Source organism: Rhizobium freirei PRF 81 (genome assembly GCF_000359745.1).
Lineage (GTDB): Bacteria > Pseudomonadota > Alphaproteobacteria > Rhizobiales > Rhizobiaceae > Rhizobium > Rhizobium freirei.
Genome location: NZ_AQHN01000011.1, coordinates 81,279 through 105,399, shown reverse-complemented (window position 1 = coordinate 105,399; position 24,121 = coordinate 81,279). Strand labels below are relative to the sequence as shown.

24 protein-coding genes are annotated in these 24,121 nt (G+C 61.4%); 14 read left to right on the top strand and 10 right to left on the bottom strand.

All coding sequences use genetic code 11. The features are described from left to right. Positions 1-49 precede the first annotated feature (49 nt). Positions 50-577 (top strand): 2'-5' RNA ligase family protein, encoded by a 528-nt coding sequence (locus RHSP_RS04490; RefSeq protein WP_004109712.1) that lies wholly within the window; start codon positions 50-52, stop codon positions 575-577. Positions 578-753: 176 nt separating this feature from the next. Here RHSP_RS04490 and RHSP_RS04485 read toward each other — a convergent pair whose 3' ends face one another. After that, positions 754-1,656 carry a LysR family transcriptional regulator gene (locus tag RHSP_RS04485; RefSeq protein ID WP_004109710.1) on the bottom strand — a complete coding sequence of 301 codons (903 nt, stop codon included), beginning with the start codon at positions 1,654-1,656 and terminating at the stop codon, positions 754-756. Between the two features lie 110 nt (positions 1,657-1,766). Between RHSP_RS04485 and RHSP_RS04480 the strand changes: the two genes are divergently transcribed. Further along, the gene (locus RHSP_RS04480; RefSeq protein WP_004109708.1) at positions 1,767-2,792 is read left to right on the top strand and encodes a zinc-dependent alcohol dehydrogenase family protein; all 1,026 of its coding nucleotides are present in this window, start codon (positions 1,767-1,769) and stop codon (positions 2,790-2,792) included. A 48-nt stretch (positions 2,793-2,840) separates the two neighbouring features. Here RHSP_RS04480 and RHSP_RS04475 read toward each other — a convergent pair whose 3' ends face one another. Next, positions 2,841-3,893 carry an aldo/keto reductase gene (locus RHSP_RS04475; RefSeq protein WP_004109705.1) on the bottom strand — a complete coding sequence of 351 codons (1,053 nt, stop codon included), beginning with the start codon at positions 3,891-3,893 and terminating at the stop codon, positions 2,841-2,843. A 305-nt stretch (positions 3,894-4,198) separates the two neighbouring features. On the opposite strand from RHSP_RS04475, the gene RHSP_RS04470 reads away from it, so the two are divergent. Continuing rightward, the gene (locus RHSP_RS04470) at positions 4,199-4,903 is read left to right on the top strand and encodes an HAD family hydrolase (RefSeq protein ID WP_004109702.1); all 705 of its coding nucleotides are present in this window, start codon (positions 4,199-4,201) and stop codon (positions 4,901-4,903) included. 3 nt (positions 4,904-4,906) lie between these two features. Here RHSP_RS04470 and RHSP_RS04465 read toward each other — a convergent pair whose 3' ends face one another. Then, positions 4,907-5,428, bottom strand: coding sequence for a hypothetical protein (locus tag RHSP_RS04465; RefSeq protein ID WP_037149591.1), 522 nt, complete (start codon positions 5,426-5,428; stop codon positions 4,907-4,909). Then, entirely contained in the window at positions 5,425-6,054 is a 630-nt protein-coding gene (locus RHSP_RS04460) for a DNA-3-methyladenine glycosylase I (RefSeq protein WP_004109685.1), read from the bottom strand. The genes RHSP_RS04465 and RHSP_RS04460 overlap by 4 nt, the downstream gene beginning before the upstream one ends. A gap of 302 nt (positions 6,055-6,356) precedes the next feature. On the opposite strand from RHSP_RS04460, the gene RHSP_RS04455 reads away from it, so the two are divergent. The 4 genes from RHSP_RS04455 to RHSP_RS04440 all read left to right on the top strand — a co-directional run bounded on the left by RHSP_RS04455 (position 6,357) and on the right by RHSP_RS04440 (position 9,467). After that, a complete protein-coding gene (locus tag RHSP_RS04455) occupies positions 6,357-7,136 on the top strand; it encodes a L,D-transpeptidase (RefSeq protein WP_004109683.1) in 780 nt (259 codons plus the stop codon). 223 nt (positions 7,137-7,359) lie between these two features. Then, positions 7,360-8,058: a L,D-transpeptidase gene (locus RHSP_RS04450; protein ID WP_004109680.1), complete on the top strand. Its 699-nt coding sequence runs from the start codon at positions 7,360-7,362 to the stop codon at positions 8,056-8,058. A 313-nt stretch (positions 8,059-8,371) separates the two neighbouring features. Continuing rightward, positions 8,372-9,043 (top strand): outer membrane protein, encoded by a 672-nt coding sequence (locus RHSP_RS04445; RefSeq protein WP_004109677.1) that lies wholly within the window; start codon positions 8,372-8,374, stop codon positions 9,041-9,043. A gap of 76 nt (positions 9,044-9,119) precedes the next feature. Further along, positions 9,120-9,467 (top strand): DUF6881 domain-containing protein, encoded by a 348-nt coding sequence (locus RHSP_RS04440; RefSeq protein ID WP_004109674.1) that lies wholly within the window; start codon positions 9,120-9,122, stop codon positions 9,465-9,467. Positions 9,468-9,515: 48 nt separating this feature from the next. On the opposite strand, the gene glcF is transcribed toward RHSP_RS04440, so the two are convergent. The 3 genes from glcF to RHSP_RS04425 form a co-directional block, all read right to left on the bottom strand. Continuing rightward, positions 9,516-10,835: a glycolate oxidase subunit GlcF gene (gene glcF, locus RHSP_RS04435; protein WP_037149588.1), complete on the bottom strand. Its 1,320-nt coding sequence runs from the start codon at positions 10,833-10,835 to the stop codon at positions 9,516-9,518. Positions 10,836-11,050: 215 nt separating this feature from the next. Then, positions 11,051-12,250 (bottom strand): FAD-binding protein, encoded by a 1,200-nt coding sequence (locus tag RHSP_RS04430; RefSeq protein ID WP_004109668.1) that lies wholly within the window; start codon positions 12,248-12,250, stop codon positions 11,051-11,053. Next, entirely contained in the window at positions 12,247-13,686 is a 1,440-nt protein-coding gene (locus RHSP_RS04425; protein ID WP_004109665.1) for an FAD-linked oxidase C-terminal domain-containing protein, read from the bottom strand. Before RHSP_RS04425 ends, RHSP_RS04430 begins: the two co-directional genes overlap by 4 nt. 225 nt (positions 13,687-13,911) lie before the next feature. On the opposite strand from RHSP_RS04425, the gene RHSP_RS04420 reads away from it, so the two are divergent. Together RHSP_RS04420 and RHSP_RS04415 are read left to right on the top strand one after the other, a co-directional pair. After that, complete coding sequence (locus RHSP_RS04420; RefSeq protein ID WP_004109663.1) at positions 13,912-14,808, top strand: LysR family transcriptional regulator; 897 nt, start codon at positions 13,912-13,914, stop codon at positions 14,806-14,808. 30 nt (positions 14,809-14,838) lie between these two features. Beyond that, a complete protein-coding gene (locus tag RHSP_RS04415) occupies positions 14,839-15,402 on the top strand; it encodes an O-acetyl-ADP-ribose deacetylase (protein WP_004109660.1) in 564 nt (187 codons plus the stop codon). 13 nt (positions 15,403-15,415) lie between these two features. Here RHSP_RS04415 and RHSP_RS04410 read toward each other — a convergent pair whose 3' ends face one another. Then, the gene (locus RHSP_RS04410; protein WP_004109657.1) at positions 15,416-16,579 is read right to left on the bottom strand and encodes an adenosylhomocysteinase; all 1,164 of its coding nucleotides are present in this window, start codon (positions 16,577-16,579) and stop codon (positions 15,416-15,418) included. 145 nt (positions 16,580-16,724) lie between these two features. After that, positions 16,725-17,627, bottom strand: a complete 903-nt coding sequence (locus RHSP_RS04405) for a LysR substrate-binding domain-containing protein (protein WP_004109655.1) — start codon at positions 17,625-17,627, stop codon at positions 16,725-16,727. Between the two features lie 266 nt (positions 17,628-17,893). On the opposite strand from RHSP_RS04405, the gene RHSP_RS04400 reads away from it, so the two are divergent. The 3 genes from RHSP_RS04400 (at position 17,894) to RHSP_RS04390 (ending at position 20,873) form a co-directional block, all read left to right on the top strand. After that, entirely contained in the window at positions 17,894-18,391 is a 498-nt protein-coding gene (locus RHSP_RS04400) for an NUDIX hydrolase (protein ID WP_004109652.1), read from the top strand. Between the two features lie 96 nt (positions 18,392-18,487). Beyond that, positions 18,488-20,023 carry an inorganic phosphate transporter gene (locus tag RHSP_RS04395; RefSeq protein ID WP_004109649.1) on the top strand — a complete coding sequence of 512 codons (1,536 nt, stop codon included), beginning with the start codon at positions 18,488-18,490 and terminating at the stop codon, positions 20,021-20,023. A gap of 112 nt (positions 20,024-20,135) precedes the next feature. After that, a complete protein-coding gene (locus tag RHSP_RS04390; protein WP_004109647.1) occupies positions 20,136-20,873 on the top strand; it encodes a 16S rRNA (uracil(1498)-N(3))-methyltransferase in 738 nt (245 codons plus the stop codon). 4 nt (positions 20,874-20,877) lie between these two features. Here the strand turns inward: RHSP_RS04390 and RHSP_RS04385 are convergent, their stop codons facing one another. Continuing rightward, positions 20,878-21,492, bottom strand: coding sequence for a LysE family translocator (locus RHSP_RS04385; RefSeq protein WP_004109644.1), 615 nt, complete (start codon positions 21,490-21,492; stop codon positions 20,878-20,880). A 242-nt stretch (positions 21,493-21,734) separates the two neighbouring features. Here RHSP_RS04385 and RHSP_RS04380 point away from each other — a divergent pair, with 242 nt between their 5' ends. Both RHSP_RS04380 and RHSP_RS04375 read left to right on the top strand, forming a co-directional pair. Then, a complete protein-coding gene (locus tag RHSP_RS04380) occupies positions 21,735-23,108 on the top strand; it encodes a glutamate--cysteine ligase (RefSeq protein ID WP_004109642.1) in 1,374 nt (457 codons plus the stop codon). A gap of 137 nt (positions 23,109-23,245) precedes the next feature. Continuing rightward, positions 23,246-24,118 (top strand): DUF937 domain-containing protein, encoded by an 873-nt coding sequence (locus tag RHSP_RS04375; protein ID WP_004109641.1) that lies wholly within the window; start codon positions 23,246-23,248, stop codon positions 24,116-24,118. The last annotated feature ends 3 nt before the right edge of the window (positions 24,119-24,121 follow it).

Here is a 24,121-nt window from a genome sequence, read left to right as displayed (position 1 = left end):
CTAACGACGGACAAACGGACAAAAAGCCAGACGAGGCGAGATAGATACCATGCCACATGCGATCGTTCTGAAATGCGCCAACGACAGCGCCGCCCCGGTTTGGGATCTCTGGCGCGAGGCGAGCCGGTTCGAAACCGCGCCGTCGATGGAGGCGCTGAACTATTCGCCGCATCTCACCCTTGCCGTCTATGCTGATATCGCTCCCCCCTCGCTTTTCGCTGCTGTTCAAAAAGTCTTCAGCCAGATGTCATCCCTGTCGATCGAGTTCTCCGGCATCGACCATTTCGCAAATGAGATGCTGGTGCTTTGGGCGCGCCCCAAAGACGATCGAATCTTAAGGAAAATACACGCCGCCATTCACGACGAGATCGATCCCGCCCTTTGCCATGAGCATTCCCGTCCGGATCGCTGGCAGCCGCATTGCACCATTGCGATGAAGATCCCCGCAAGCATGGCGGAACAGGCGCTGAAATGGGCCGCGGGAACGCCCGCCCGATTTACGCTTACCTTCGATACGGTGGATTGCATAAGCTTTCCGCCGGTCGAGATTCTGAATGAGGTCAAGCTGCTGCCTTGATCGCCTCGCAGTGTCCCAAGTTGCAATTTGCGCTTGCCTTGCCGGCCGGCGCAGCTCGGTTCCGGTTCATGCGCCTGCTTACGATCCTGACGATGTTGATTGCCTGGCTGAAGAAGCTCGGCAAGTAATTCATCCGATCATGGGAGCCGGCACTTAAGCGTCGCCTCTCTTCCCGCTCAGTCCATGATGCCAGGCAGGCGCGCTGCCAGCAGGTCGATGATCGAGCGCATCTTCATCGGGAGCTGGGGTGTCTGTGGCCAGACGGCATAGACATTGACGGGCCGGCTGGAAACGTTTTTCAGCGCCTGCGCGAGCGTGCCGGCATAAACGTAGTCGCGCACTAGCCAGCAGGGAAGCCAAGCGATCCCCATCCCCGATACTACGGCGCCTGCAATGACTTCCAGATCGTCAAGGCGTAGCCGAGTTTGCGGAAAATAGTCGACGGCCGTGCCGTCATCCTGCAGGAAGGTCCATTTCTTCGCTTCGCCGGATCTGGCGTAGACGACCAGATCATGGTCTCCAAGATCGGCAATGGTCTGTGGCTCGCCTCTTGCGGCAAGATAATCCGGCGATGCGCACAGCGTCATGCGATGGAAGGCGATCTTGCGCGCGGCAAGGCCGGCTTCGTCCCGCAGGATACCGTTGCGAATGGCAAGATCGAACCCCTCGTCGAAGAGATCGACGACGCGATCGCTGAAGGAGAGATCCAGTTCGAGCTTGGGATGCATGCGGGCGAGTTCCAAAAGCAGCGGCGCTAAGCAACGGCGCCCGAAGAGTACGGGCATGGAGATGCGCAGGCGGCCCGTGACCTCACGCTTGCCCGATTCCAGCATGGCCTCGCCCGATTGGATCTCGTCCAGAGCCCGGCGGCAGCGCTCGTAAAAGGCCTGGCCTTCGTCGGTCAGGCTTTGCATGCGGGTGGTGCGATGAAACAGGCGCGTGTTCAGGCGCCTCTCCAGCTTCGCGATGGTCTTGCCGATCGCCGAGCGCGACAGGTTCATGCGCACCGCCGCCGCCGAAAAGCCGCCGGCCTCGACCGCCTCCACGAATTCCGGAATGCCGTTGAGCATGTCATTCATGATGATTGCTTCCTAGAGGGAACCAGTTAGCGGAAATAATATCGCCACTGGCGACACAAAGGCAACGATATAGTGCGTCCATTGCTTTCAATCCCTCTCAGGAGATCATGATGACGAAGACCATGAAGCGCTGGACCCTCGAGACGATCGCCGTCGGCGCCCCCTTGAACCTCACCGAAACGGCAGTTCCCGCGCCTGCGCGCGGCGAAGTGCTCGTGCGGATCAAAGCCGTCTCACTGAATTATCGCGACAAGCTCGTGCGCGAGACCGGCATGGGGCTGCCGATCCAATTTCCCTTCGTGCCGGCCTCGGATATGGCGGGCGTCATCGAAGCGGTGGGCGAGGACGTGACGAGATTCTCTGTCGGCGACCGGGTCATTTCCACCTTCCATCCCGGCTGGATCGACGGCAAGCCGCTCGGCGATGCCCGTACTCCTCCCTATAAGACGCTTGGCGGTTTCTATGCCGGCGTGCTTTCCGAATATATCGCCGTGCCGCAGGACTGGCTCGCATCGGCGCCAAAGAGCCTCGATTATGCCGAGGCAAGCACCTTGCCCTGCGCTGGACTGACGGCCTGGTTTGCCCTGGTGGAACGCGGCAAGATAAAGCCCGGTGACAGCGTGCTGGTGCAGGGAACGGGCGGCGTGGCGCTGTTCGGCCTGCAGATCGCCGCCGCACAGGGAGCCGAGGTGTTCGTGACCTCCTCGGGGCGGGAGAAGCTTGCCCGGGCAAAGGCGCTCGGAGCCCATCACGGCATCGATCGCAACACGAGCGATTGGGTGGAGGAAGTCTATCGCCTCACCAACGATCGCGGTATCGACCATATCATTGAAATCGCCGGCGGACCGAATTTCGCCCAATCGTTGAAGGCGGTGGCGCCGCATGGCCGGATTTCCGTCATCGGCGTTCTGGAAGGCTTCGACATCACCGGCCCGGCGGCACCGCTGCTGTTGAAGTCTCCGGTCGTACAGGGCATCGGCGTCGGCCATCGCCGCGCGCTCGAAGACTTCGTGCGCGCAGTCGACAGCATCGGCCTGAAGCCGGTCATCGACCATCGCTACGGCCTCGGTGAGGTTCCGGCAGCCTTCGATCATCTCGATCGCGGTGCCTTTGGCAAGATCGTTATCGAACTTTAATCGTCGCCGGGCCGCCACGAGAAATGGCGGCCCGGCTTGCCCACGATATCAGGCCTTCGGTTCGAAGGGCTGCGGCACGCGCTGAGCGCCTTGGCGGGCGAGCATCCAGCCGGGATATTCGGGCGCAAGCGCACTGACGTCATCGAGCTTGGCCATATCGTCGGCATCGAGCTTCAGCTTGACGGCGGCGAGATTCTGATCGAGCTGATCGAGACGCTTGGCGCCGATGATGATGCTGGTGACGAAAGGCTTCGCCAGGATCCAGGCAAGCGCCACGGTTGCAACGCTGGAGCCATGCTTTTCCGCAACTTCGCGCATGGCGGCGACGCAGGCCCAGGCGCGATCCTTGTCGACCGGCGGGAAATCGAAGCTTGCACGCCGCCCCTCGCCGTTGCCGGGAGCGCCCGGACCATACTTCCCGGACAGCAGGCCACCGGCAAGCGGCGACCAGACCATCAGTCCGAGCTTTTCTTCCGCCATCAGCGGCACGATCTCGCGTTCCAGATCGCGGCCGGCGATGGAGTAATAGGCCTGCACCGTCTCAAAACGGGCAAAGCCGCGGCGTTCGGAAAGGCCGAGCGCCTTGGCGATGCGCCAGGCCTGCCAGTTGGACACGCCGACATAGCGAACGAGGCCGCGCGAAACGAGATCGTCCAGCGCGCGCAGCGTCTCCTCAATGGGAGTGACCGAATCCGTGGCGTGGATCTGATAGAGGTCGATGTGATCGGTCTGCAGGCGGTCGAGGCTCGCCTGGACCGAATCCATGATATGACCGCGCGAGGCGCCACGGTCGTTCGGCTTGTCGCCCATGACGCCGTAGACCTTGGTGGCGATGACGACATCCTTGCGGGGAACGCCGAGATTCTTCAGGGCCTGGCCGAGCAGCTTCTCGGAGTTGCCGAAGGAGTAGACATCGGCCGTATCGATGAAATTGATGCCGGCTGCCAGCGAGCTTTCGACGATCTTGTCGGCCAGCGCCTGGTCGACATCGGCGATCGCACCCCAGAGGCTGTTGTTGGGGCTGGCTTCGCCGAAGGTCATCGTGCCCAGGCAAAGTTCGGAGACGAACATGCCGGTATTACCGAGCTGATTGTAACGCATAGGAGAGAATTCCCTTGTAGCCGGCTGGAAGAGGCTTCCGGCCGATGAGTTCTTATCTCTTGGCTATAATTTGGCCTCGGCACGGCGGCGGCTTGTCCGCGCCGCCTTGGAGAGGTCAGAAGACAGTCGTCGAAGCCCGGCTCTGCAGCCGGCACGATCGCGACAGCATCGACATAATGCACCGGAATCCGATTTCAACGCGAGACCTCCGATCGATCACGATGCGGTTACCAGCACTTACTCTTGCGTCCCAGGCGGCGGAGGATAGACTCCGGAGTTGATCCCTTAAGCGGAACGGAAACACGATGACGCAACGCCCGCTCACCACGATCGGCTTCGATGCCGACGACACGCTCTGGCAGAACGAACGGTTCTACCGGCTCACGGAACTGCAATTCACCGATCTGCTCATCGATCATGCCGACAGCGACCATATTTCGGCGCGGCTGCTCGAAGCCGAGAAGCGCAATCTGCGCCACTACGGATTCGGCATCAAGGGCTTCACGCTGTCGATGATCGAAACGGCCATCGAGATCACGGAGGGCGAGGTGCCGGCGACCGTCATCGCCCAGATCCTCGATATCGGCCGCGATCTGCTCGCTCACCCCGTCGAAACGCTGCCGCATGTGCGCCAGACGCTGGAGGCCCTGTCCGGCAACTATCTGCTGGTGCTGATCACAAAGGGCGACCTGTTCGACCAGGAGCGCAAGCTTGCCCAATCCGGCCTCGGCGATCTTTTCGATGCGATCGAGATCGTCTCGGACAAGAACGCCTCCACCTATCGTCGCATCTTTTCCAAGGTGGGAGACGGGCCTGAGCGAGCGATGATGATCGGCAACTCGCTGAAATCGGACATCGTGCCGGCGCTCGCAGCAGGCAGCTACGGCGTCTTCGTGCCGCACGAGCTTACATGGTCCTTCGAACATGTCGAAGAGCCGACCGAAGCGCCGCGCTTCCGCAAGATCGGTCATCTCGGCGAGTTGTACCGCGTGATCGAGGCCCTGTCGTAGACGTCATTGCCCCTGCTTGGAGCGCGACGGGAAAAGCGTCGGCCCCTGATCCTTCTGCTGATCGGCAGGCTGCTGCGTGGCCGGCGGGTTGGGATCGATGAGGATCTCGTAAGGAGCGCCGAGACCGCGACGGCGGGTGACGCGAGAATAATAAGGCTTGATCAGCCAGGTGGTATCTTCGTTGAGGGTGACGTCGGCCGTATCGCCATCCTCGTCCGTGCCGAAAAAGGACTCATCGTCGTTCGACGACAGATCGAAAATCGCCATGAAGGTGTATTTGCTTTTCGAGCTGAAGGTGATGCGTACGTGCTGGCCCTTCTTGAGCGGCAGCGTATAGACCTTGCCCTTGCCGAACTTCGTCCAGCCCGTCAATTTTTCGAGGACGGCCGGGAAACCGAGTTTCTCGATCTTCTCGCCGCGATCGAGCTGTGGCAGCCTTTGTTGGGCGGCATCCTCGGCGCTGGCGGCTGCGGGGCCGACCAGAGTGAGCATCGCTACCGAAAGGCCGAGCAACATACCTCTCATGGCCGCACCAATGCACAGCGCATCGCCTCCACCTCTTTCCGGCAATAGCAGCCTTCGATGTGATCGTTGACAAGGCCCATGGCCTGCATGAAGGCATAAACTGTGGTCGGGCCGACAAAGGTCCAGCCGCGCTTTTTCAGATCCTTCGAAATCCGCACGGAGGCCGGTGTCGTCGGGTTGGCACGAAGATGCGCGAAGTCGAAGACCTTCGGACGTTCGGCTGCACCGGGCTCATGGCTCCAGAAGTAACGGGAGAGCGATCCGAATTCGTCACGCAGCTCGATGGCGCGGCGGGCATTGTTGATGGTGGAGACGATCTTGCCGCGATGGCGAATGATGCCGGCGTCGGCGACGCAGCGCTCGATATCGGCCTCGTCGAACCTGGCGACCTTCTCGAAATCGAAGCCTGCAAAGGCGGCGCGAAAATTCTCGCGCTTGCGCAGGATCGTCAGCCAGGACAGGCCGGATTGAAAGCCCTCGAGGCAGATCTTCTCGAACAGCCTGATATCGTTGACGACGGGGCGCCCCCATTCCTCGTCATGATAGCGCTGATATTCCGGCAGGTTGCCATGCCAGAAGCAGCGATCCCTGCCATCCTCGCCGGTAATGATGCCCGTTTCAGCCATTTTAGCGATTCGTCTCCCATTTCAGCGCGCACCGCCGGAAACCGGCAAGCAACTATCGGATAAAAACAGATCAATCAAACGTTTAAAATCATAGGCTGATTTCAACGAGCGCGCATTCCGATTTCTGATTTACCATTTGCAAACCACATTTCCAAACCAGGCGGTAACCCTGATAAAGCTTTATCGGCTTCTCGGCATTTTGATGAACAGATGTTTACCATTCGCTCGCGCGCAGGTGGCACCATAGTTTCGACCGGGTGCTGCCGCGCCCATCCTCGGCCCATGTGTAGAGAGTTTGTCCGATGATGAAACATGCCGTTCTGTGCGCCGCCGGCGCCCTGAGCCTGCTTGCCTCCACCGCCTTTGCCAGCGATCGCTACCAGTCGCGTCCGCCCGTCATCGTCAGTCCCGATCTGACCGCCCCCTGGGTGACGCAGCTCGGTGGCGGCGTGCAGCCGGTCGTCTACCCCCGCCCGATGGCGCGCCGCGCCGCCGATCCCAGAATGGAGCAGCAGGCCAATCCGCAGGTGCGCCAGGTCGTGCAGCCGCGCGGGCTGTTCTCGCGCCCCGTCGTGCAGCAGGTTGCCATGACCCGTCCGCAATATCCGGCAGTCCGCGGTCAGGTCGATCCGCAATTCCTACCGCAGATCGTCGACTACCAGACGAAGGAAAGGCCCGGCAGCATCGTCATCGACACCAACAACCGCTTCCTCTATTTGGTGATGGAAGGCGGCAAGGCACGCCGCTACGGCGTCGGCGTCGGCAAGCCCGGCTTCGAATGGGCCGGCGCTCATACCATCACGCGCAAGCAGGAATGGCCGGACTGGACGCCGCCATCCGAGATGGTGGCACGAGAGGCAGTGAAGGGACATTATCTGCCGGCTCATATGGAAGGCGGCGAAGCCAATCCGCTCGGCGCGCGCGCCATGTATCTCGGCTCCACACTCTATCGCATCCATGGCACCAACGCGCCCTGGACGATCGGCAGCGCCGTTTCCTCCGGCTGCATTCGCCTGCGCAACGAAGACGTCACCGACCTCTACAACCGCGTGAAAATCGGAACGCGCGTCATCGTGATGTGATCGGCCTGCCGTCGGAGAACCGCGCGGTGAGCAGGGCCGATGGAGGCCTCGAAGCTCCCCGCGCCGATCTCACCTCTGCCTACACTATTGATGCAGCTATTCCTCAATCATTGATAGAAGAATGGCCTGTTTTTCCCGGCCAATCTTTGCAACCGACATTTTGATCTTGATCCCCTCGTAGGTTTCGGTAGTTTCTTGCCGAAATCAGCGAGGGAAATGCCATATGAGAACAGGTCTATCCGTTGTGGCGGCAGGTGCCGTCGCGACACTTCTTCTTGCGGCCTCGAACGCCGCAGCCTTTACCGCTTCCGCTCCTTCCGCAGCGCCAACCACACGCAGTGACGTGGTTCGGGTTGCGGTGGAACCGCAGGGCCAGGTCAAGCCGCAATTCCAGCGCCGGATGGTCAGGCTCTCGACCAATGAAGCGCCCGGCACAATCATCATCGATACCAACAACAAGTATCTCTATCTCATCGAAGGCGACAACCGCGCGAGACGATACGGCATCGGCGTCGGTCGCGAAGGTTTCGGATGGTCGGGCGTGGTCAAGGTCGGCCGCAAGGCGGAATGGCCGGGCTGGACGCCGCCGCCGGAAATGCGCGTGCGCGAAGCCAAGAAGGGCCACAAGCTGCCGGCCTTCCAGGAAGGCGGCGAAGACAATCCGCTCGGCGCGCGCGCCATGTATCTCTATCACAACGGCAGCGACACCGCCTTCCGCATTCACGGCACGAATCAGCCCTGGAGCATCGGCCTGAACATGTCGTCCGGCTGCATCCGCATGATGAACAAGGATGTCGTGGATCTCTACGACCGCGTTCCGATCGGCACCAAGGTGATCGTCGTCGGCCCCGGCAACAAGCAGGGTGAAGTCAGCTATCAGGATCGCGGCATCGACCTGCTGAGGACCTTGTTCGGCGGCTAATAAAGCCGGCCGATCCGCCAATTCCCGGCAGATCCGACCACTAAAGAGCGCCCCGAGCAATGACACGGCAGCGGCCGGCAGGCTCGGGGCGCTCGCGAGCTCGCACAAATACCGCGTGTCCTCCGCCACTACACGCACTGTTGCGCCATTGTTACAGCCGCGAACCTATCGCACTACCCTACCAATAAGGGTCATTTACATTCAGTTTCATGTCAGCTCTTCTACCTAAGCCGTCGCTGCTTGCCAGCGACTGCGAGGGACGCGTGACTGAAGCGTGCTTAGCTAGCGGCACTCTGCCATTCGGGGAATTTACATGCATCGCGCATTTCGTTTCAAACAGCCGGCCGTGTCCGCCCTTGCGATTTCGGCCTTCTTGTTCGCTGCCGGCTCTGCTTCGGCGGAAATGCAGTTCTCGGCCTATGGTGGCTTTCAAGGCGCGACCGGCGGCAATGTGAAAACCTCGGACGGCGCCGATTTCGATCCAGACTGGTCCGGCAAATCCTTCAAGATGCCGCCCTATTTCGGCTTCCGCGGCATCTGGTGGCTTGACGATTTCGGCAAGTCGAACTGGGGCGTATCGCTCGACTACAGCCATGCGAAGGTTTACGGCAATCTTGGCAACACGCCCGGCTGGTCGCATTTCGAGTTCACCGACGGCTTGAACATGCTAACGTTGAATGCGCTCTACCGCTTCCAGGATCCGAGCCGCAACTGGACGCCCTATCTCGGCCTCGGCGCCGGCATCAACGTGCCGCATGTCGAAGTCACCCGCGCTTCAGGCACGACCTTCGACTACCAGTTCGGCGGCGCGTCGCTACAGGCGCAGGCCGGTGTCAGCTACCAGTTCGCCCAGCACTGGTCGACCTTCGTCGAATACAAGGGCAACTACAATTTCGTGAACAACGTCTCGATCGATAGCGGCGCTACGCTCAAGACCAACGTCTTCACTCACGCCATCAACTTCGGCGTCTCGTACAACTTCTAAAAATCGCGCCTGTCGAGGGCATAATCGATCCCCCAAACCGGTTCAGGCCTGGGGGATTTTATGCTATTATTGGCCTATGAGCCTTTCCTATTATCGATGTGACTGGATCCATCCGGAAAACGAGGATCCCGTCGTCGTTTATTACGAGGTCGATGTCGCCGGTGACGTTCCGCGGCTTATCGACGTGTTTGCTGATGGCCACCGGCAATGCATGTCGGTCGTCGATCTTGCCTTGTTCGGGCGCGACGGACGACGCATCCCCAGCCTCATCGAAGGCTCGTTCTATGACGGTATCGCGGGTTTGGTGGATGGCTTTTTCTTCGAGGAGGGCCAGGAGCGCATCGCCATGACGCGCATCGCCGCCGATAAATTCGAGATGGAATGGCAGGCCTATCGCGTAACCAAATCCAAAAAGCTGCATTAGGGCGCTGCAGAGCCGTCGAAGGCTGCTGTGTCAGCCTCCCGGCCTCCCTCAGGCGGCAGTCGGCTCCAGCCCCTTAAGCTTAGCCGGCATGTCGCCGCCATAGGCCCAGTCCAGCAATTCGACGGTATGCAGAATGGGGATGCCCGTTGCCGTGGCGATCTGCGTGATGCAACCGATATTGCCTGTGGCGATGATATCGGCCTTCGTCGCTGCGAGGTTCCTGACCTTGCGGGCCTTCAGCTCGGCCGAGATTTCCGGCTGCATGATGTTGTAGGTCCCGGCCGAACCGCAGCAGAGATGCCCTTCCGCCGGGTCGCGCACGGTAAAGCCGGCGGCCTTGAGCAGGAGCTTCGGCGCCATTGTGATCTTCTGCCCATGCTGCATGGAACAGGCGGAATGATAGGCGACGGCGATGCCGCGCGGCATATGCGAGGGCAGCTCGAGGCCAGTCAGATATTCGGTGATATCCTTGGCGAGCGCGGAAACCCTTGCCGCCTTTTCGGCATAGGCCGGATCGAGGCGCAGCATGTGCCCGTAATCCTTGATCGTCGTGCCGCAGCCGGATGCGGTGATGATGATCGCGTCGAGCCCGCCAGCGTCGATCTCGCGCGTCCATACCTCGATATTGGCGCGGGCGGCGGCAAGCGCCCGCTCTTCGCGCCCCATGTGGTGGACCAGCGAGCCGCAGCAGACTTCTCCCTCCGGCGCCACGACCTCGATGCCGAGGCGCGTCAGCAAGCGGATGGTCGCTTCGTTGATGCCGGGATCGAGCACCGGCTGGGCGCAGCCGGTCAGGATCGCCACGCGGCCGCGCCGTTCTGCCTGCGGCTCATGCCGGCCGGGCCTGGCAAAGGGGGGCGGTGCCGGCACCCTGCGCGGCGCAAGATCGAGCATGGCGGCAAATGCCTTCAGCGCGGGAATACGCTTCAACAGACCCTTGAATGGTCTGCCGAGGCGCGCAAGCCGCAGAGCCAACCGGAAGCGGCCGGGATACGGCAGGACCGCGGCCAGCACGTTGCGCGTAAACCGGTCCATCAGCGGCCGCTTATACGTGTTCTCGATATGCGCGCGGGCGTGATCGATCAGGTGCATATAGTCGACGCCCGAGGGACAGGTCGTCGTGCAGGCAAGGCAGGAAAGGCAGCGGTCTATATGCGTCGTCACCTGGGCATCGGCGGGCCTGCCGTTTTCCAGCATGTCCTTGATGAGATAGATACGGCCGCGCGGGCTGTCGAGTTCGTTGCCGAGCGTCACATAGGTGGGACAGGTGGCGGTGCAGAAGCCGCAATGCACGCATTTGCGCAGGATCGCCTCGGACTCGGCCACATGCGGATCGGCAAGCTGTTCGGGAGTGAAATTGGTTTGCATCTATGCACGTCCCCGTTCGAGCAAGGTCCAGCCCCTCATCCGGCCTATCGGCCACCTTCTCCCCGCTTTAACGGGGAGAAGGAGATTGACGCACCCTCCGTCGTCCCTCAACCTTTCTCGACCCGAAAAAGCGTTGCAGACGAGGTTGTTCCCTCTCCTCGCCTGCGGGGAGAGGGTTAGGGTGAGGGGCTGCCACAGATAAGAAGTCATCCGCATCACGCCATCTTGCCCGGGTTGAAAATCCCGGCCGGATCGAACTTTTCCTTCACGCGCGCCGAAAGCAGCGCCACAGCCTCGGGCTGCAGCTGGAAGGCCGGTGTCGTCGCCCGGTGGGCCGGCGTGGCGCGCAGCAGGGTCGCGTGTCCGCCACCCAGGGCGTGAATGTAGCGGCGCAGCACATCGCCCTCCGGCTCGGATTCCATTCGCATCCAGACGAGGCCGCCCTGCCAATCATAATAGGCATCGACCCCCGCTTCGAGGCGAAGGGCGGCGACAAGCTGGTGGCCGGTGCCGGGTGCCACCGACACGCGCCAGATGGGGCGCATCGTGCCATCGCAATACGGTTTCACGTCGCGGATTTCCCGCCAAAGCCTGCGGCTGTCATCCTCCGCGAGATGCGTCACCGAGCCAAGGCGGCTCATGGCGGCGGCCAGCTTCTTGGCTCTCACCGAAACGGAGCCGGCAAGCCCCTCGATACGCAGGACCGTCGCCTCCCCTCTCGGCAGCTTGCCGTCGAGGAAGGACCAGCCGACGGTAAGCGGCAGATGGGCTGCCCCCGATACTTCCAGCGGCAATGCCATGGCGGCGGCCATCGCTCGCGCTGCCTCGGCATCATTAAGGCCGGTAACGACGATCGTCTCCTCGGTTTTCGGCCGAGGCGGCACGCGAAAGGTCACCTCGGTCAGAAGGCCGAGCGTTCCGTGCGAGCCGGCCATCAGCTTGGCGAGGTCGAGGCCGGTGACGTTCTTCATCACCCGCCCGCCGGCTTTGACGATTTCGCCCCTGCCATTGACGAAGCGAACGCCGAGCAGGCTGTCGCGCGCGGCACCGCTGACGAAACGGCGCGGACCGGAGACATTCGCCGCAAACACCCCGCCGATCGTCGGCTCGCCCTCGGTCGCCATCAGCGCGCGATGATCCATGGGCTCGAATGTCATCATCTGGCCGCCTTCGGCCAGCGCCGCTTCGATCTCGGCAACCGGCGTGCCGGCACGCGCGGTCATGACCATCTCACCTGGATTATAGGCAACGATGCCGGCAAGGCCGCGGGATGACAGCACCGCCTCGGCAGCAACCGCATTGCCGAAGCCGGATCGCGTGTTGCCGCCGACGACCGCAAGAGCCGCGCCGCGGGCCGCATGATCGCTGATGATGGAGGCGGCTTCCGCCTCGGCCGTGGGATGAAACTCACTCATGCGGCGTCGCGCCCATCCAGCGGAAACACCTTGGAAGGATTGAGGATCCAGCCGGGATCGAAGGCGGCCCGAACCGCCATCATCTGGTCGAGATCGACCTTGGCATATTGATGCCGCATCAGGTCGCGCTTCTCGATGCCGACGCCGTGCTCGCCGGTGAGGCAGCCGCCGGCATCGACGCAGAGCCGCAGGATGTCGTTGCCGGCCGCCTCGGCCTTGGCGGCATCCTCGGGATCGTTGGCATTGAACAGGATGAGCGGGTGCATATTGCCGTCGCCGGCATGAAAGACATTGGCGACGCGCAGGCCGTAGCCGTGGACGATTTCCGCCGTCTTCTTCAGCACATAGGACAGCTGGCTGAGCGGCACGGTGCCGTCCATGCAGATATAATCGGCGATGCGGCCGGTGGCGCCGAAGGCGGATTTCCGGCCCTTCCAGATCAAGGCCGCTTCCGTCGCCGATTGGCATTCCCGCACCGTCTTGACGCTATGGCTGCGGGCGATCTCGACGATGCTAGCAAGCATATCATCCATTTCCGCCTCCGAGCCTTCGACCTCGACGATCAGCAGCGCGCCGACATCGAGGGGATAGCCCGCCTTTGCAAAAGCCTCGCAGATCTCGATTGCCGGCTTGTCCATGAATTCGATGGCGACCGGGATGATGCCGGCCGCAATGACATCGGCAACGCAGGCGCCCGCTTCTTCCGAGGTATCGAAGCCGAACAGCACCGGCCGGGCGCCTTCCGGCTTGGCGATCAGCCGCACCGTCGCTTCGGTGACGATCCCGAGTTGGCCTTCGGAACCGCAAACGAGGCCGAGCAGATCGTATCCGGCTGAATCCAGCGCCTTGCCGCCGAGATCGATGATCGTGCCATCGGTCAGGACGAGCTTCACGCCGAGCAGATTGTTTGTCGTGACGCCGTATTTCAGACAGTGCGCGCCGCCGGAATTCATGCCGATATTGCCGCCGATGGTGCAGGCAAGCTGCGAGCTCGGGTCGGGCGCATAGAAGAAGCCATCGGCCGACACGCTTTCGGAAACGTTCAGGTTCGTGACACCTGCCTGCACCGTCGCCGTGCGATTGGCATAATCGATATCAAGGATGCGGTTCATCTTGGAAAGCCCGAGAACGACGGCGTCCTCCTGCGGGATGGCGCCGCCGGAAAGCGAGGTGCCGGCCCCGCGCGGCACGATGGGAATGCCGTAGCGATGGCAATATTTCATGACGGCAGCCACTTCGGCCGTCGTGCGCGGCAATGCGACCGCAAGCGGCACGCGGCGATAGGATACGAAGGCATCCGTTTCGAAAGGGACGAGCTCGCGCGCCTCGTGAATCAGGCATTCGGGCGCGAGGAGATCAGAGAGATCGGCAACGATCGTGCTGCGGCGGGCAAGTACATCCGCGCGCGGCTCCATGAATGAAATAGCCTCGGCCATGCCGTCCTCCTCCTGCCTCCGATTTGAGGCGTCGCCTCCTATTAACGCATGTCGCGCAAAAGTGTTGAGCGGTTTTGCGATAACGACATAAGTAAAATCAAAGACCTAAAGCGCAAGACGCGAATCTGAAAATTCGCGATGCGCTTTAGCACATTACAGGCTTAGCGCTTTCCCAAATTGGGCGCAAATGATAGGCATTTATTCCAAAACGGGAAATAATCGTGCATGACCAATCTTGGGGATCTCGAAATCTTCGCCAGCGTCGTTGCCACAGGCAGCATGTCGCTGGCCGGCCGCGCGCTCGGCTTTTCTCCGGCCGTCATTTCCAAGCGCATCAAGCGCCTGGAAGACAGGCTCGGCACGCGGCTCTTGCAACGCACGACACGGCAGATTTCGCTAACGGAGGCCGGCCAGGGCTTCTACGACCGGGTGCTTGCCATCCTGGCGGGACTGGAAGAGGCGGAAGCCTATATTGCCGGCCGCTCGGCGCAGATGCAGGGTACGCTGAAGATCTCCGCGCCCACCTCCTTCGGCCGGCTGCACATCGCCCCGCACCTGAAATCCTTCATGCAGGCACATCCGGACCTGGCGATCAATCTGGTGCTCAGCGACGAGTTCGTCGACATCGTCGGCGGTGGCTTCGATCTTGCCATCCGTATTGCCGAGCTTACCGATTCCAGCCTTGTCGCCCGACGGTTGGCGCCCGTGCGCCGGGTGCTCTGCGCCGCACCCTCCTATATTGAAACCCACGGCATGCCCGGAGACATCGAGGATCTGCGCCGGCATGTCTGCCTGCCGGCGCACAATCACGATCCCTGGCGGCTGGACGGCCCCAACGGAAGCCTCACCTTCCGCCCGGAGGGTAAGCTCATCACCAATTCCAGCGAAGTGATCCGCGAAGCGGTCATTGCCGGTTTCGGCATTGCGCTGCGCTCCACCTGGGACATCGGTCCGGAGCTGCGCGACGGCCGTCTCGTCCAGGTGCTGCCGGCCTATGAAGGATCGCATAACGTGACGCTTTCCGCCGTCTATCCGACCAGGCAGTTCCTGCCGGCGAAGGTTCGCGTGTTTATCGACTTCCTGACGGAACTTTATGGCCCTGTGCCCTATTGGGAGCGATAGGAGAGGTCTTCGAAAATCGAGGAGATCAGCATGTCCGCGCTTGAAACCATTCGCTCCGATCTCTCAGGTACGACCGGGACACGCTTCACCGTCGTTCTCGGCGACATTACCAGGCTTTCCGTCGATGCCATCGTCAATGCCGCCAACAGCAGCCTTCTCGGCGGAGGCGGCGTCGATGGCGCGATCCACCGAGCCGCGGGGCCGGACCTTGTCGCCGAATGCCGGATGCTGAAGGGGTGTAAGATCGGGCAAGCGAAGATCACCAAGGGATATCGCCTGCCGGCGAGGCATGTCATCCACACGGTCGGCCCCCTCTGGAACGGCGGCGCCAATGGCGAGGACGAGCTGCTGGCGGGCTGCTATAGCAACAGCTTAGGCCTTGCCCGCGAACATGGCCTCAGAACCATCGCCTTCCCTGCCATCTCCACGGGCATCTATCGCTTTCCAGCTACGCCAGCAGCAGGGATCGCCACGCGCATCGCCGTTGCCGAAAGCGCCGATGGCGCTTTCGGCGAGATCATTTTCTGCTGCTTCGGCGATGAGATGGCCGGGCTTTACGATCGATTACTGCCGGAGGCGCTGGCCGGGGCCTGACCGCTCTTTTTTGCTAGCGCGCCAGATCCAGATAGGCGGAGGCGACCACGGCGTCGATATCGGCGGGGACCGGGATGACGCAAGCCTCGCTGCCAAGCCCGCCCTTGGCGACTCGCTCGAGGCAGCGAGCCTGCAGGGTGAAGCCAAGGTCCATGGATTCGACCGTATTGCCGAGCGGGCGCGGGCCGGCGAGATTGGCCATATGGCCGCCGCCGAGAATGTGGAAGGCGCGGCCGTCGCGCATACGCACGGTCTCGATATGTTCAGCCTCGTAACGATCGATGCCGGCGACCTCGAGGCTGCTGCGGAATGCCTCGACGTCGATCTCATGCGGGAAGTGGCCGCCATTCATCAGGATCGCGCCATCTCTGATCAAAGGCAGATCAGCCACCGTGATGATATTCGGATAGCCGGTAACTGTTACGAGAATATCGGCGGAACGGATCGCCGCTTCGCGCAGCGGCGTCGTGAAGCCATCGAGATGCGCTTCGAGCGTCGTGACCGGATCGATATCGACGACGCTGACAGCGGAAAAGGCGTTGCGGAAGCACGCTGCCGTTCCCTTACCGCAGGCGCCATAACCGAAGACGGTGACGCGCTTGCCGTTGGTGGAGCGATTGGTGAAGCGCAGATAGCTCTCGAATAGGCTCTGTCCGACGGCATGCCGGTTTTCGGCGAATTGCTTGATCGGGCTGTCGTTGATGACGAGGATCGGCATGTTGAGCCTATCGCGCATCGGCAGCAGCCGGGTGCGGCCGGAGGTGGTTTCCTCCGTGCCGCCAAGCAGGCTGGGATAGGGCTTGTCGGCGGCACGGGCAAAGAGATCGCCGCCATTGTCGAGCAGTAGATCCGGCTTTTCCGCCAGGATCACATCGAGGCTTGCGCCATGCTCATCGGCATCGCGGGTCTGTGTGGCAAAGACCTTGATGCCCCGCGCCCGCAGATAATCCACCGTTTCCGGCTGGGTGCTGTTGAGATTGCCGGTGCAGACGAGGCTCGCACCGCCGGCGCGTAGCGTCATCAGCAACGCGACCGTCTTCGGCTCCAGATGAATGCCGGTGCCGATCGTCAAGCCGGCAAAGGGTTTCGTCCCGCGAAACTCCGCGGCAGTTGCAACCAGCAGCCGGCAGCTTTGGGCAACCCAATCGATACGGGACAGAGAAGAGGATTGATCCATGATGTGCTCCTGGCTGCTGCTTCGATGTGGCGATCTGGCACGACGGGCAGCAACCTGTCGATGAACATTGGAATGCGTCATATGGCAGAAAATCTGCCATTCCCATCAACCCTCTGACTCGGGACTGATGCATTGCCAGAAAAAGTTATCCAGCCCCTGCCCCGCTCAACCAATCCGCCAGCCGGACGAGCGCGGGATCCTTCGTGTCGCTGCTGCGAATGCTGAGGCTATACCCGGCTGGCCGCCGAATGAAACCATAAGGCGCGATCAGCGTGCCACGTCCGAGATCGTCGCCAACGGCCGTACGCGGGGCAATGGCAACGCCGAGGCCCGAGCGGGCGGCACCGATCGCGAGCAGCAGATCCTCGAATTCTCGTTTGGCCGCGAAGCGAACAGGTGCGTGGCCGCTTTCCGCGAACCAGTCATCCCAGAGGCTCGGTGCGGAACGGCTGCCCAGCGCCATCGCGCCGGCCAAGGCCGCAACGCCGGTGCCAAGGACGAGGCGTGCCGCGACATCCGGCGCGGCGACGGGACCGAACTCATCCTCCATGAAGCGTATGGCGGTGATATCGCGCGTTGGCCTGTATTCTCCACCCATGATCACTGCTTCGAGATCGGCGCGTCTGGCCAGAGGCTCGACGGTCGCCATCGGCACGATGTCTATATCGATGCCTTCAAGGGCGGCCTGCAGATCGGCAACACGCGGCATCAGCCACCAGACGGCAAAGGCAGAGGGAACGCCGAGACGGAGGACGCGCCGGCCTCCCTCAGATAGCTCCGCGGCAGCGCGCGCAAGAATGCCGAAAGCGATACCGACGGAATCGGCAAACGCCCCGCCCTTGGCCGTCAATACGAGCCGACCGTTCTCCCGCTCGAACAGAGGTACGCCGAAATAGGCTTCGAGCAGATTCAATTGCTGCCGGACAGCGCCGCGCACGACGCCGAGTTCATCCGCCGCCTTCAAAATGCTGCCGCGCCGCGCCACGGCGTCAAAGGACCGCAATGCATTCAGAGGTGGCAGGCGTCCAGGCATATTGCGTTCAGACATGGCAAGTTTTTATCTTTCTTTCCAGTGCAATAGCAGGCTCGGCCCAAGCAACTGCGCCATCTGCGGCATGAAAATGCTGTTGAATGTCGCTTTCAACACAATCACTGGCGAATATCAGTGAGCAAACCCATTTATTTTTATCTATTCACCACTCAATAAATTTGTGGGGAAATACCATATATTAGCATATAGAGCGCAAATTTTTTCCACACCATGTTACGATTGAATCGTAACAGCGTTTTGAATCCCTGAAGGTGACCCGACAATTGGCCTTTCTCAGCCGTGTAGCAAATGATGTGCAACTCATGTTTCGGCGCCCGCCGCGACAGCAATATGCTGCGCTCTGTTATCGACTGAAGAAGAAGACCGGCGATCTGGAAGTGTTGCTGCTGACCAGCCGCGACACCGGCCGCTGGGTGATCCCCAAGGGATGGCCGATGCCGGGCAAGCTCTCCCACGAGGTCGCGGCGCGCGAAGCCTATGAAGAAGCCGGCGTGCGCGGCGCTGTTGAGATGGAGCCGCTCGGCACATTCGGCTACGACAAGGTGCTGAAGGACGGCATTCAGGTGCCATGCCGCGTACAGGTCTACGCACTCGAAGTCGGCGAACTCGCCAAGACCTTCAAGGAGAAGGGCGAGCGCTCGATGGAATGGGTTTCCTGCGAGGAGGCCGCCGGGCGCGTGCGGGAACCTGAGCTGCGCGATCTCATTCTCGCCTTCGCACAGCGGATTGCGGCTGCTCCCGCCGCAATCCAGGCCAAGTAAGCCACATTACTCACAAAAAACTGTGCCAGGATATGTGGCTGACGTTGCGCGCCTCATCGGCCAGCGCAATACGAGAGATTTGATCCAGAGAATTGCATGCCCGACCGACCGGCTACACCAGTAAAGAGGACGCTCGATAAGGATCTCGACAAGTTCACCTATGTCGAGGATGCGACCCATCACGTTGCGAGGCGCCTGGTGGCGCCGGGCATCGGGCTTGTCTTTCTCGGCCTGGCCATGGTCTTTGCCGGCATCTATGTCTTCGACCAGCCGCGGGCCACGCTGATCTTCGCAGCCGTCGCGCTTGCCGGCTACATGGCCATGAACATCGGCGCCAAGGATGTCGCCAACAACGTCGGCGCCGCCGTCGGCGCGCGCGCGATCACCATGACCCAGGCGCTGGTCATGGCGGCCATTTTCGAGGTCCTCGGCGCGGCGATCGCCGGCGGCCCGGTCATCAGCACCATATCGAGCCAGATCGTCGATACCAACCGCATCGTGAGTATCGGCAAGCTTGCCTGGCTGATGATGGCCGCACTGCTGGCCGCAGCGCTCTGGATCAATTTCGCCACCTGGCTGAAAGCGCCGGTCTCGACGACGCATACGATTGTCGGGGCGGTCGTCGGCGCGGGTGCGGCCGCGGTCGGCCCGCAACTCGTGAACTGGCATGTGCTGGCGGCAATCTCGGCGGGATGGGTGATAACGCCCTTCCTTGGTGGCACCATCGCCGCCAGCATCCTTTATTTCATCGAGACCTTCATCGTCTATCGCGACGACAAGATCGCCGCCGCCAGATACTGGATCCCGATCCTGATCGGGCTTATGGCCGGCGCCTTCACGGGCTATCTCGTCGTTCAGCTGGAGCCCAAAGGCACGGTCCCCAATATCGTGAACCTCGCGATCGGTATCGGCGTCGGCGTCATCGCCTGGTTTGGCGCTCGTCCCTTTGTGGCGGCGCAATCCGTTGGGCTCGAAAACAAGAACAGCGCGCTGCGCAAGCTCTTCCGCCTGCCATTGATCTGTTCTGCGGCTTTGATGTCGTTCGCGCACGGCGCCAACGACGTCGCCAACGCCATCGGCCCACTCGCGGCAATCGTCCGCGATATCGGCCTCGGCGGCTCGCTCAACGTACTGACCGAAACAACGACGCATAAGGCTCCCTTCTGGGTGGTCATGATCGGCGGCTGCGGCATCTCAGTGGGCGTGCTGCTTTATGGACCGCGCCTGATCCGCCTCCTCGGCGAACAGATCACCAAGCTCAATCCGATGCGGGCTTATTGCGTCGCCGTATCTGCGGCGCTCACCGTTATTGTCGCCGCATGGTTCGGCTTTCCGGTGAGCTCGACCCATATTGCCGTCGGAGCGGTTTTCGGGGTCGGCTTCTTCCGCGAATGGTCGACCGTCCGTTCAAAACGGCGCTTCGCCTATATGCGCAAGAGAGCCGAAGCCGCCGGCATCCCCTGGACCGAGCCGGAAACTGCCGACGAGCGCAATCCCGACGAAATCCATCGCCGCCGCCTGGTGCGCCGCTCGCACTTCATGACCATCATCGCCGCCTGGGCGATCACCGTTCCGGTCGCAGCCCTGCTTGCCGCCGGCGTATATTGGGTTATGGTCGCGCTCTTCATTTAGAACGGTTCGGCTTCTCACCGCATATTCGAACTGCTTCATCTTTTTGTATTTACGCAATTCCGGACGGAAAACCGCTGCGCACTTTTCCTGGAACTGCTTTAGGGGGTAATTCATGCGCGCCAATTTCCGCATGCAGCGGCTGTTCGTGACGTCAGATATCAAGGCAAACCTGGCCATCGAGGCCGAGCAGGATCAGTTCAACTACCTCGCCAATGTGCTGCGCATGGAAGACGGCGCCGAGCTGCTGATCTTCAATGGCCGCGACGGCGAATGGAAGGCCGGCGTTTCCTTCCCCTCCCGCAAGCGCATCCTGCTGACGCCTGTCGAAGAAACGCGGCCGCAGCCAGCCCCCTCCGACCTGCACTATCTCTTCGCGCCGCTGAAGGTGGGGCGGCTCGACTATCTCGTGCAGAAGGCCGTCGAAATGGGTGCCGGCCTGCTGCAGCCGGTCATGACGCAGCATGTGCAGGGCAAGATCACCAATCTGGACAAGGTCAAAGCCAATGTCATCGAGGCGGCGGAACAATGCGGCATTCTCGGCATTCCCGATGTCGCCGAACCGGTGAAGCTGACCGACCTGCTCGCCGGCTGGCCGCACGAGCGGCGCATCATCTATTGCGACGAAGGCGATGCCGGCCAGAATCCGCTGCCGCTGTTGAAGCAGGTGAAGGAGAAGCATCTGGCGCTGCTGGTCGGCCCCGAAGGCGGTTTCTCCGAAGAGGAGCGCGCTTTGCTCCGCAGCCTCGATTTCGTCACCGCCATTCCGCTCGGACCGCGCATCCTGCGTGCCGACACGGCAGCCGTTGCCGCCATGGCGGTGATCCAGGCAGCGATCGGCGACTGGAACTGAGTCTTCACTCCAGGACTGCAACCATGGTTGCAGCGATCAGCAGGATCGCCAGCGAAATGTTGACGATCCGCGAAATCGTCGGATGCTGCAGGAAGCGTGAGAGCGACGCGCCGACAAGAAGCCAAATCAAGTGAATGGCGACAATCATTCCCGTCAGCAGTGCGATCTTGACCGTGGCGTCGAGTAGTCTCTGGTCCTGAAACAGGTTGACGTCGGCAAAGACGGCGGCAATCGCCAGATAGGCCTTGGGATTGGCCACCGCCAGCAGAAAGCCGCCTGAAAAGGCCGGTGCTGCCGCCTGATCATTGCGGCGCGACAGCGGCGGCGCGGTGGCGATCTTGAAGGCGAGATAGAGGATATAGATGGCCGAGACCACCGTCAGCAGGAAGGCGCCATGCGGCACCGACAAAAGGATCGCAACGATGCCGGCTGCGACAGCCAGCAAGACCGCCACCGTGCCTGCGATAAGGCCGGAAACGTAGCCGAGCGACCGCCGGAAGCCATAGGCCGCGCCCATCGCCGTGGCGCTGATCGTCGAGGGGCCAGGGCTTCCCATGATCACCAGCGAGGCCACAAGCAGCGTCAACATAGGATAGTAAAGGCCGTCTGGACCGTTCATCGATATGCTCCGCTTGCCGTCAGTCGAAGCGAATTATCGGTGCTAATAGCGAGACGTCTTGAACGCTTGTGCAAATATGCCGGTCGCTGTCACGACTGTGATGCACTTGCGAGACATAAAATCCTATTTTTTTGAACGACCCTTGAAAGAAATTCACTTGCACCGTACCTCAATCCGCGTCAATCACCCTCCAATTGACCTGCGACTGGCGCGGGTTATCCTCCGAGATCTAAGGTAATACCATGGCGCGCGACACTACCGACCAGACTCCGCTCTCCTCGGTCTCGGAAATGACGGCCTATCTGGCCGCCGGCAACAAGCCGAAGGAAAAATTCCGCATCGGCACGGAGCATGAGAAATTCGTATTCTTCCGCGCCGACAACAGCCCCGTGCCCTATTTCGGCGATGCCAGCATTTCCGCGCTCCTCAAGGGGCTGCAGGCAAAGAGCGGCTGGGAGCCGATCATGGATGGCGAGAACATTATCGGGCTCGGCGAACCCACCGGCATGGGTGCGATCTCGATCGAGCCCGGCGGCCAGTTCGAACTCTCCGGCGCGCCGCTCGAAACCATCCACGAGACATGCAAGGAATCGAACGCCCATCTGGCGACGGTGCGCGAGATCGCAGAGCCTATGGGCATTCGCTTCCTCGGCGTCGGCGGCAGCCCGAAATGGACCTTGGCCGAAACGCCGCGCATGCCGAAATCGCGATACGAGATCATGACCCACTACATGCCGAAGGTCGGCACCAAGGGTCTCGACATGATGTATCGCACCTGTACGATCCAGGTGAATCTCGATTTCTCCTCGGAAGCGGACATGCGCCGCAAGATGCGCGTCTCGATGAAGCTGCAGTCGCTGGCAACGGCGCTCTTCGCCTCCTCCCCCTTCACGGAAGGCAAGCCGAACGGGCTGTCCTCCTGGCGCGGCGACATCTGGCGCGATACCGACAACCGCCGCAGCGGCCTGCTCGACTTCACCTTCCGCGACGATTTCGGCTTTGAAGACTATGTGAAGTGGGCGCTTGATGTTCCCATGTATTTCGTCGTCCGCGACGGGCACTACCACGACTGTACCCATGTTACCTTCCGCCAGTTCATGGACGGTGCGCTGAAGGGCGAGATCGCCGACTGGGAGCCGACGATGGGCGACTGGACGAACCATCTTTCGACGCTGTTCCCGGACGTGCGTCTCAAGCGCTTCCTGGAAATGCGCGGCGCAGACGGCGGCCCCTGGCGTCGCATCTGTGCGCTGCCGGCCTTCTGGGTCGGTCTGCTCTATGACGACGAGGCGCTGACGGCAGCCGACGAGCTGACCAAGAACTGGAGCTTCGACGAGGTCAACGCGCTGCGCGACGTCGTGCCGGTAGAGGGCCTGAAAGCTTCGATCAACGGCCACAGCCTCATGGATGTGGCGCGCGAAGTCGTCGGCATTTCCCGCCTCGGCCTGAAGAACCGCGGCCGCGTGAATGGCGACGGGCAGGACGAAACGGTCTTCCTCGCACCGCTCGACGAAGTGCTTGCAAAGAAGGGCACGCTCGCCGACGATCTCTTGATGCTCTACAACGGCCGTTGGAACCAGTCGGTCGAGCCGATCTTCGAGGAATATCAATACTGATCGTTGGATCGTCTGCCTTCATAGCCTGGATAGCATGAGGGCAGAAACCGGTATGCGCCCTCTTTTTTCCCGCTATACTACCGGAATCAAGCGCCGCCTGATTCCGACGCGGCCTCATTGCGGGGAAAGGGACTTCGATGCTGCCACTCTTCGACATGATGATGCAGGCACAGAACGGCGCCGCCACGGAGGCCATGGCCAAGCAGTTCAATCTCGCGCAGGAACAGGCGACCAAGGCGATGGCCGCGCTGATGCCGGCCTTCTCGACCGGCTTCAAACGCAGTGCCACCGACCCCTACAACTTTATGGGCGTGATGCAGGACATCTCGTCGGGCAGCTACGCCAAGTATTTCGAGGACATGAGCAAGGCCTTCACGCCTGAAGGCGTCGCTGACGGCAACAGCGTCCTGGCGCGGCTGTTCGGCTCCAAGGATGTTTCCCGCGCGATCGCGGCACAAGCCGCACAGATGACCGGTATCGGTCAGGAAATCTACAAGCGCATGCTGCCTGCCATGGCCGATACGCTGATGGGCGGCCTCTTCAAGGAGACAAGCGGCCAGATCCCGCCAATGGTCAATCCCTTCCTCAACACGGCCATGGGCGAGATGATGCAGGGCTGGCTGCAGACCATCGGTTTTGCGCCGAAGCAGAAGCCCACGCCACAGGCGAGCATCTTCGACAATCCCTTCACGCAGGCGATGGAACTGATGTTCGGCGCCGATAGCGTCAAGCATGATAAGCCGGCGCAGACCAATCCGTTCCTCGACAATCCCTTTGCCAAGGCCTTCCAGGACATGATGAAGAACTTCCCGATGGCGGCCGAGCCGCCGAAGGAAGAGCCGAAGCCAAAACCTGCCGGCGTCGACATGGCCGCATATACCGAGATGTTCAACGCGATGTTCGACAGCGGTCTGGAAGTGCAGAAGAGCTATCAGAAGAACATGGAATCGATCTTCGACAGCTACATGCAAAACAGCAGCCCGGCCAAGACGCCCGAAAGCAAGTCTTAGCCG

Excerpts from the sequence above, each read along its gene's own strand:
- RHSP_RS04490 (WP_004109712.1), top strand. The coding sequence starts at position 50 with ATGCCACATGCGATCGTTCTGAAATGCGCCAACGACAGCGCCGCCCCG.
- RHSP_RS04485 (WP_004109710.1), bottom strand. The coding sequence starts at position 1,656 with ATGAATGACATGCTCAACGGCATTCCGGAATTCGTGGAGGCGGTCGAG.
- RHSP_RS04480 (WP_004109708.1), top strand. The coding sequence starts at position 1,767 with ATGACGAAGACCATGAAGCGCTGGACCCTCGAGACGATCGCCGTCGGC.
- RHSP_RS04475 (WP_004109705.1), bottom strand. The coding sequence starts at position 3,893 with ATGCGTTACAATCAGCTCGGTAATACCGGCATGTTCGTCTCCGAACTT.
- RHSP_RS04470 (WP_004109702.1), top strand. The coding sequence starts at position 4,199 with ATGACGCAACGCCCGCTCACCACGATCGGCTTCGATGCCGACGACACG.
- RHSP_RS04465 (WP_037149591.1), bottom strand. The coding sequence starts at position 5,428 with ATGAGAGGTATGTTGCTCGGCCTTTCGGTAGCGATGCTCACTCTGGTC.
- RHSP_RS04460 (WP_004109685.1), bottom strand. The coding sequence starts at position 6,054 with ATGGCTGAAACGGGCATCATTACCGGCGAGGATGGCAGGGATCGCTGC.
- RHSP_RS04455 (WP_004109683.1), top strand. The coding sequence starts at position 6,357 with ATGATGAAACATGCCGTTCTGTGCGCCGCCGGCGCCCTGAGCCTGCTT.
- RHSP_RS04450 (WP_004109680.1), top strand. The coding sequence starts at position 7,360 with ATGAGAACAGGTCTATCCGTTGTGGCGGCAGGTGCCGTCGCGACACTT.
- RHSP_RS04445 (WP_004109677.1), top strand. The coding sequence starts at position 8,372 with ATGCATCGCGCATTTCGTTTCAAACAGCCGGCCGTGTCCGCCCTTGCG.
- RHSP_RS04440 (WP_004109674.1), top strand. The coding sequence starts at position 9,120 with ATGAGCCTTTCCTATTATCGATGTGACTGGATCCATCCGGAAAACGAG.
- glcF (WP_037149588.1), bottom strand. The coding sequence starts at position 10,835 with ATGCAAACCAATTTCACTCCCGAACAGCTTGCCGATCCGCATGTGGCC.
- RHSP_RS04430 (WP_004109668.1), bottom strand. The coding sequence starts at position 12,250 with ATGAGTGAGTTTCATCCCACGGCCGAGGCGGAAGCCGCCTCCATCATC.
- RHSP_RS04425 (WP_004109665.1), bottom strand. The coding sequence starts at position 13,686 with ATGGCCGAGGCTATTTCATTCATGGAGCCGCGCGCGGATGTACTTGCC.
- RHSP_RS04420 (WP_004109663.1), top strand. The coding sequence starts at position 13,912 with ATGACCAATCTTGGGGATCTCGAAATCTTCGCCAGCGTCGTTGCCACA.
- RHSP_RS04415 (WP_004109660.1), top strand. The coding sequence starts at position 14,839 with ATGTCCGCGCTTGAAACCATTCGCTCCGATCTCTCAGGTACGACCGGG.
- RHSP_RS04410 (WP_004109657.1), bottom strand. The coding sequence starts at position 16,579 with ATGGATCAATCCTCTTCTCTGTCCCGTATCGATTGGGTTGCCCAAAGC.
- RHSP_RS04405 (WP_004109655.1), bottom strand. The coding sequence starts at position 17,627 with ATGTCTGAACGCAATATGCCTGGACGCCTGCCACCTCTGAATGCATTG.
- RHSP_RS04395 (WP_004109649.1), top strand. The coding sequence starts at position 18,488 with ATGCCCGACCGACCGGCTACACCAGTAAAGAGGACGCTCGATAAGGAT.
- RHSP_RS04390 (WP_004109647.1), top strand. The coding sequence starts at position 20,136 with ATGCGCGCCAATTTCCGCATGCAGCGGCTGTTCGTGACGTCAGATATC.
- RHSP_RS04385 (WP_004109644.1), bottom strand. The coding sequence starts at position 21,492 with ATGAACGGTCCAGACGGCCTTTACTATCCTATGTTGACGCTGCTTGTG.
- RHSP_RS04380 (WP_004109642.1), top strand. The coding sequence starts at position 21,735 with ATGGCGCGCGACACTACCGACCAGACTCCGCTCTCCTCGGTCTCGGAA.
- RHSP_RS04375 (WP_004109641.1), top strand. The coding sequence starts at position 23,246 with ATGCTGCCACTCTTCGACATGATGATGCAGGCACAGAACGGCGCCGCC.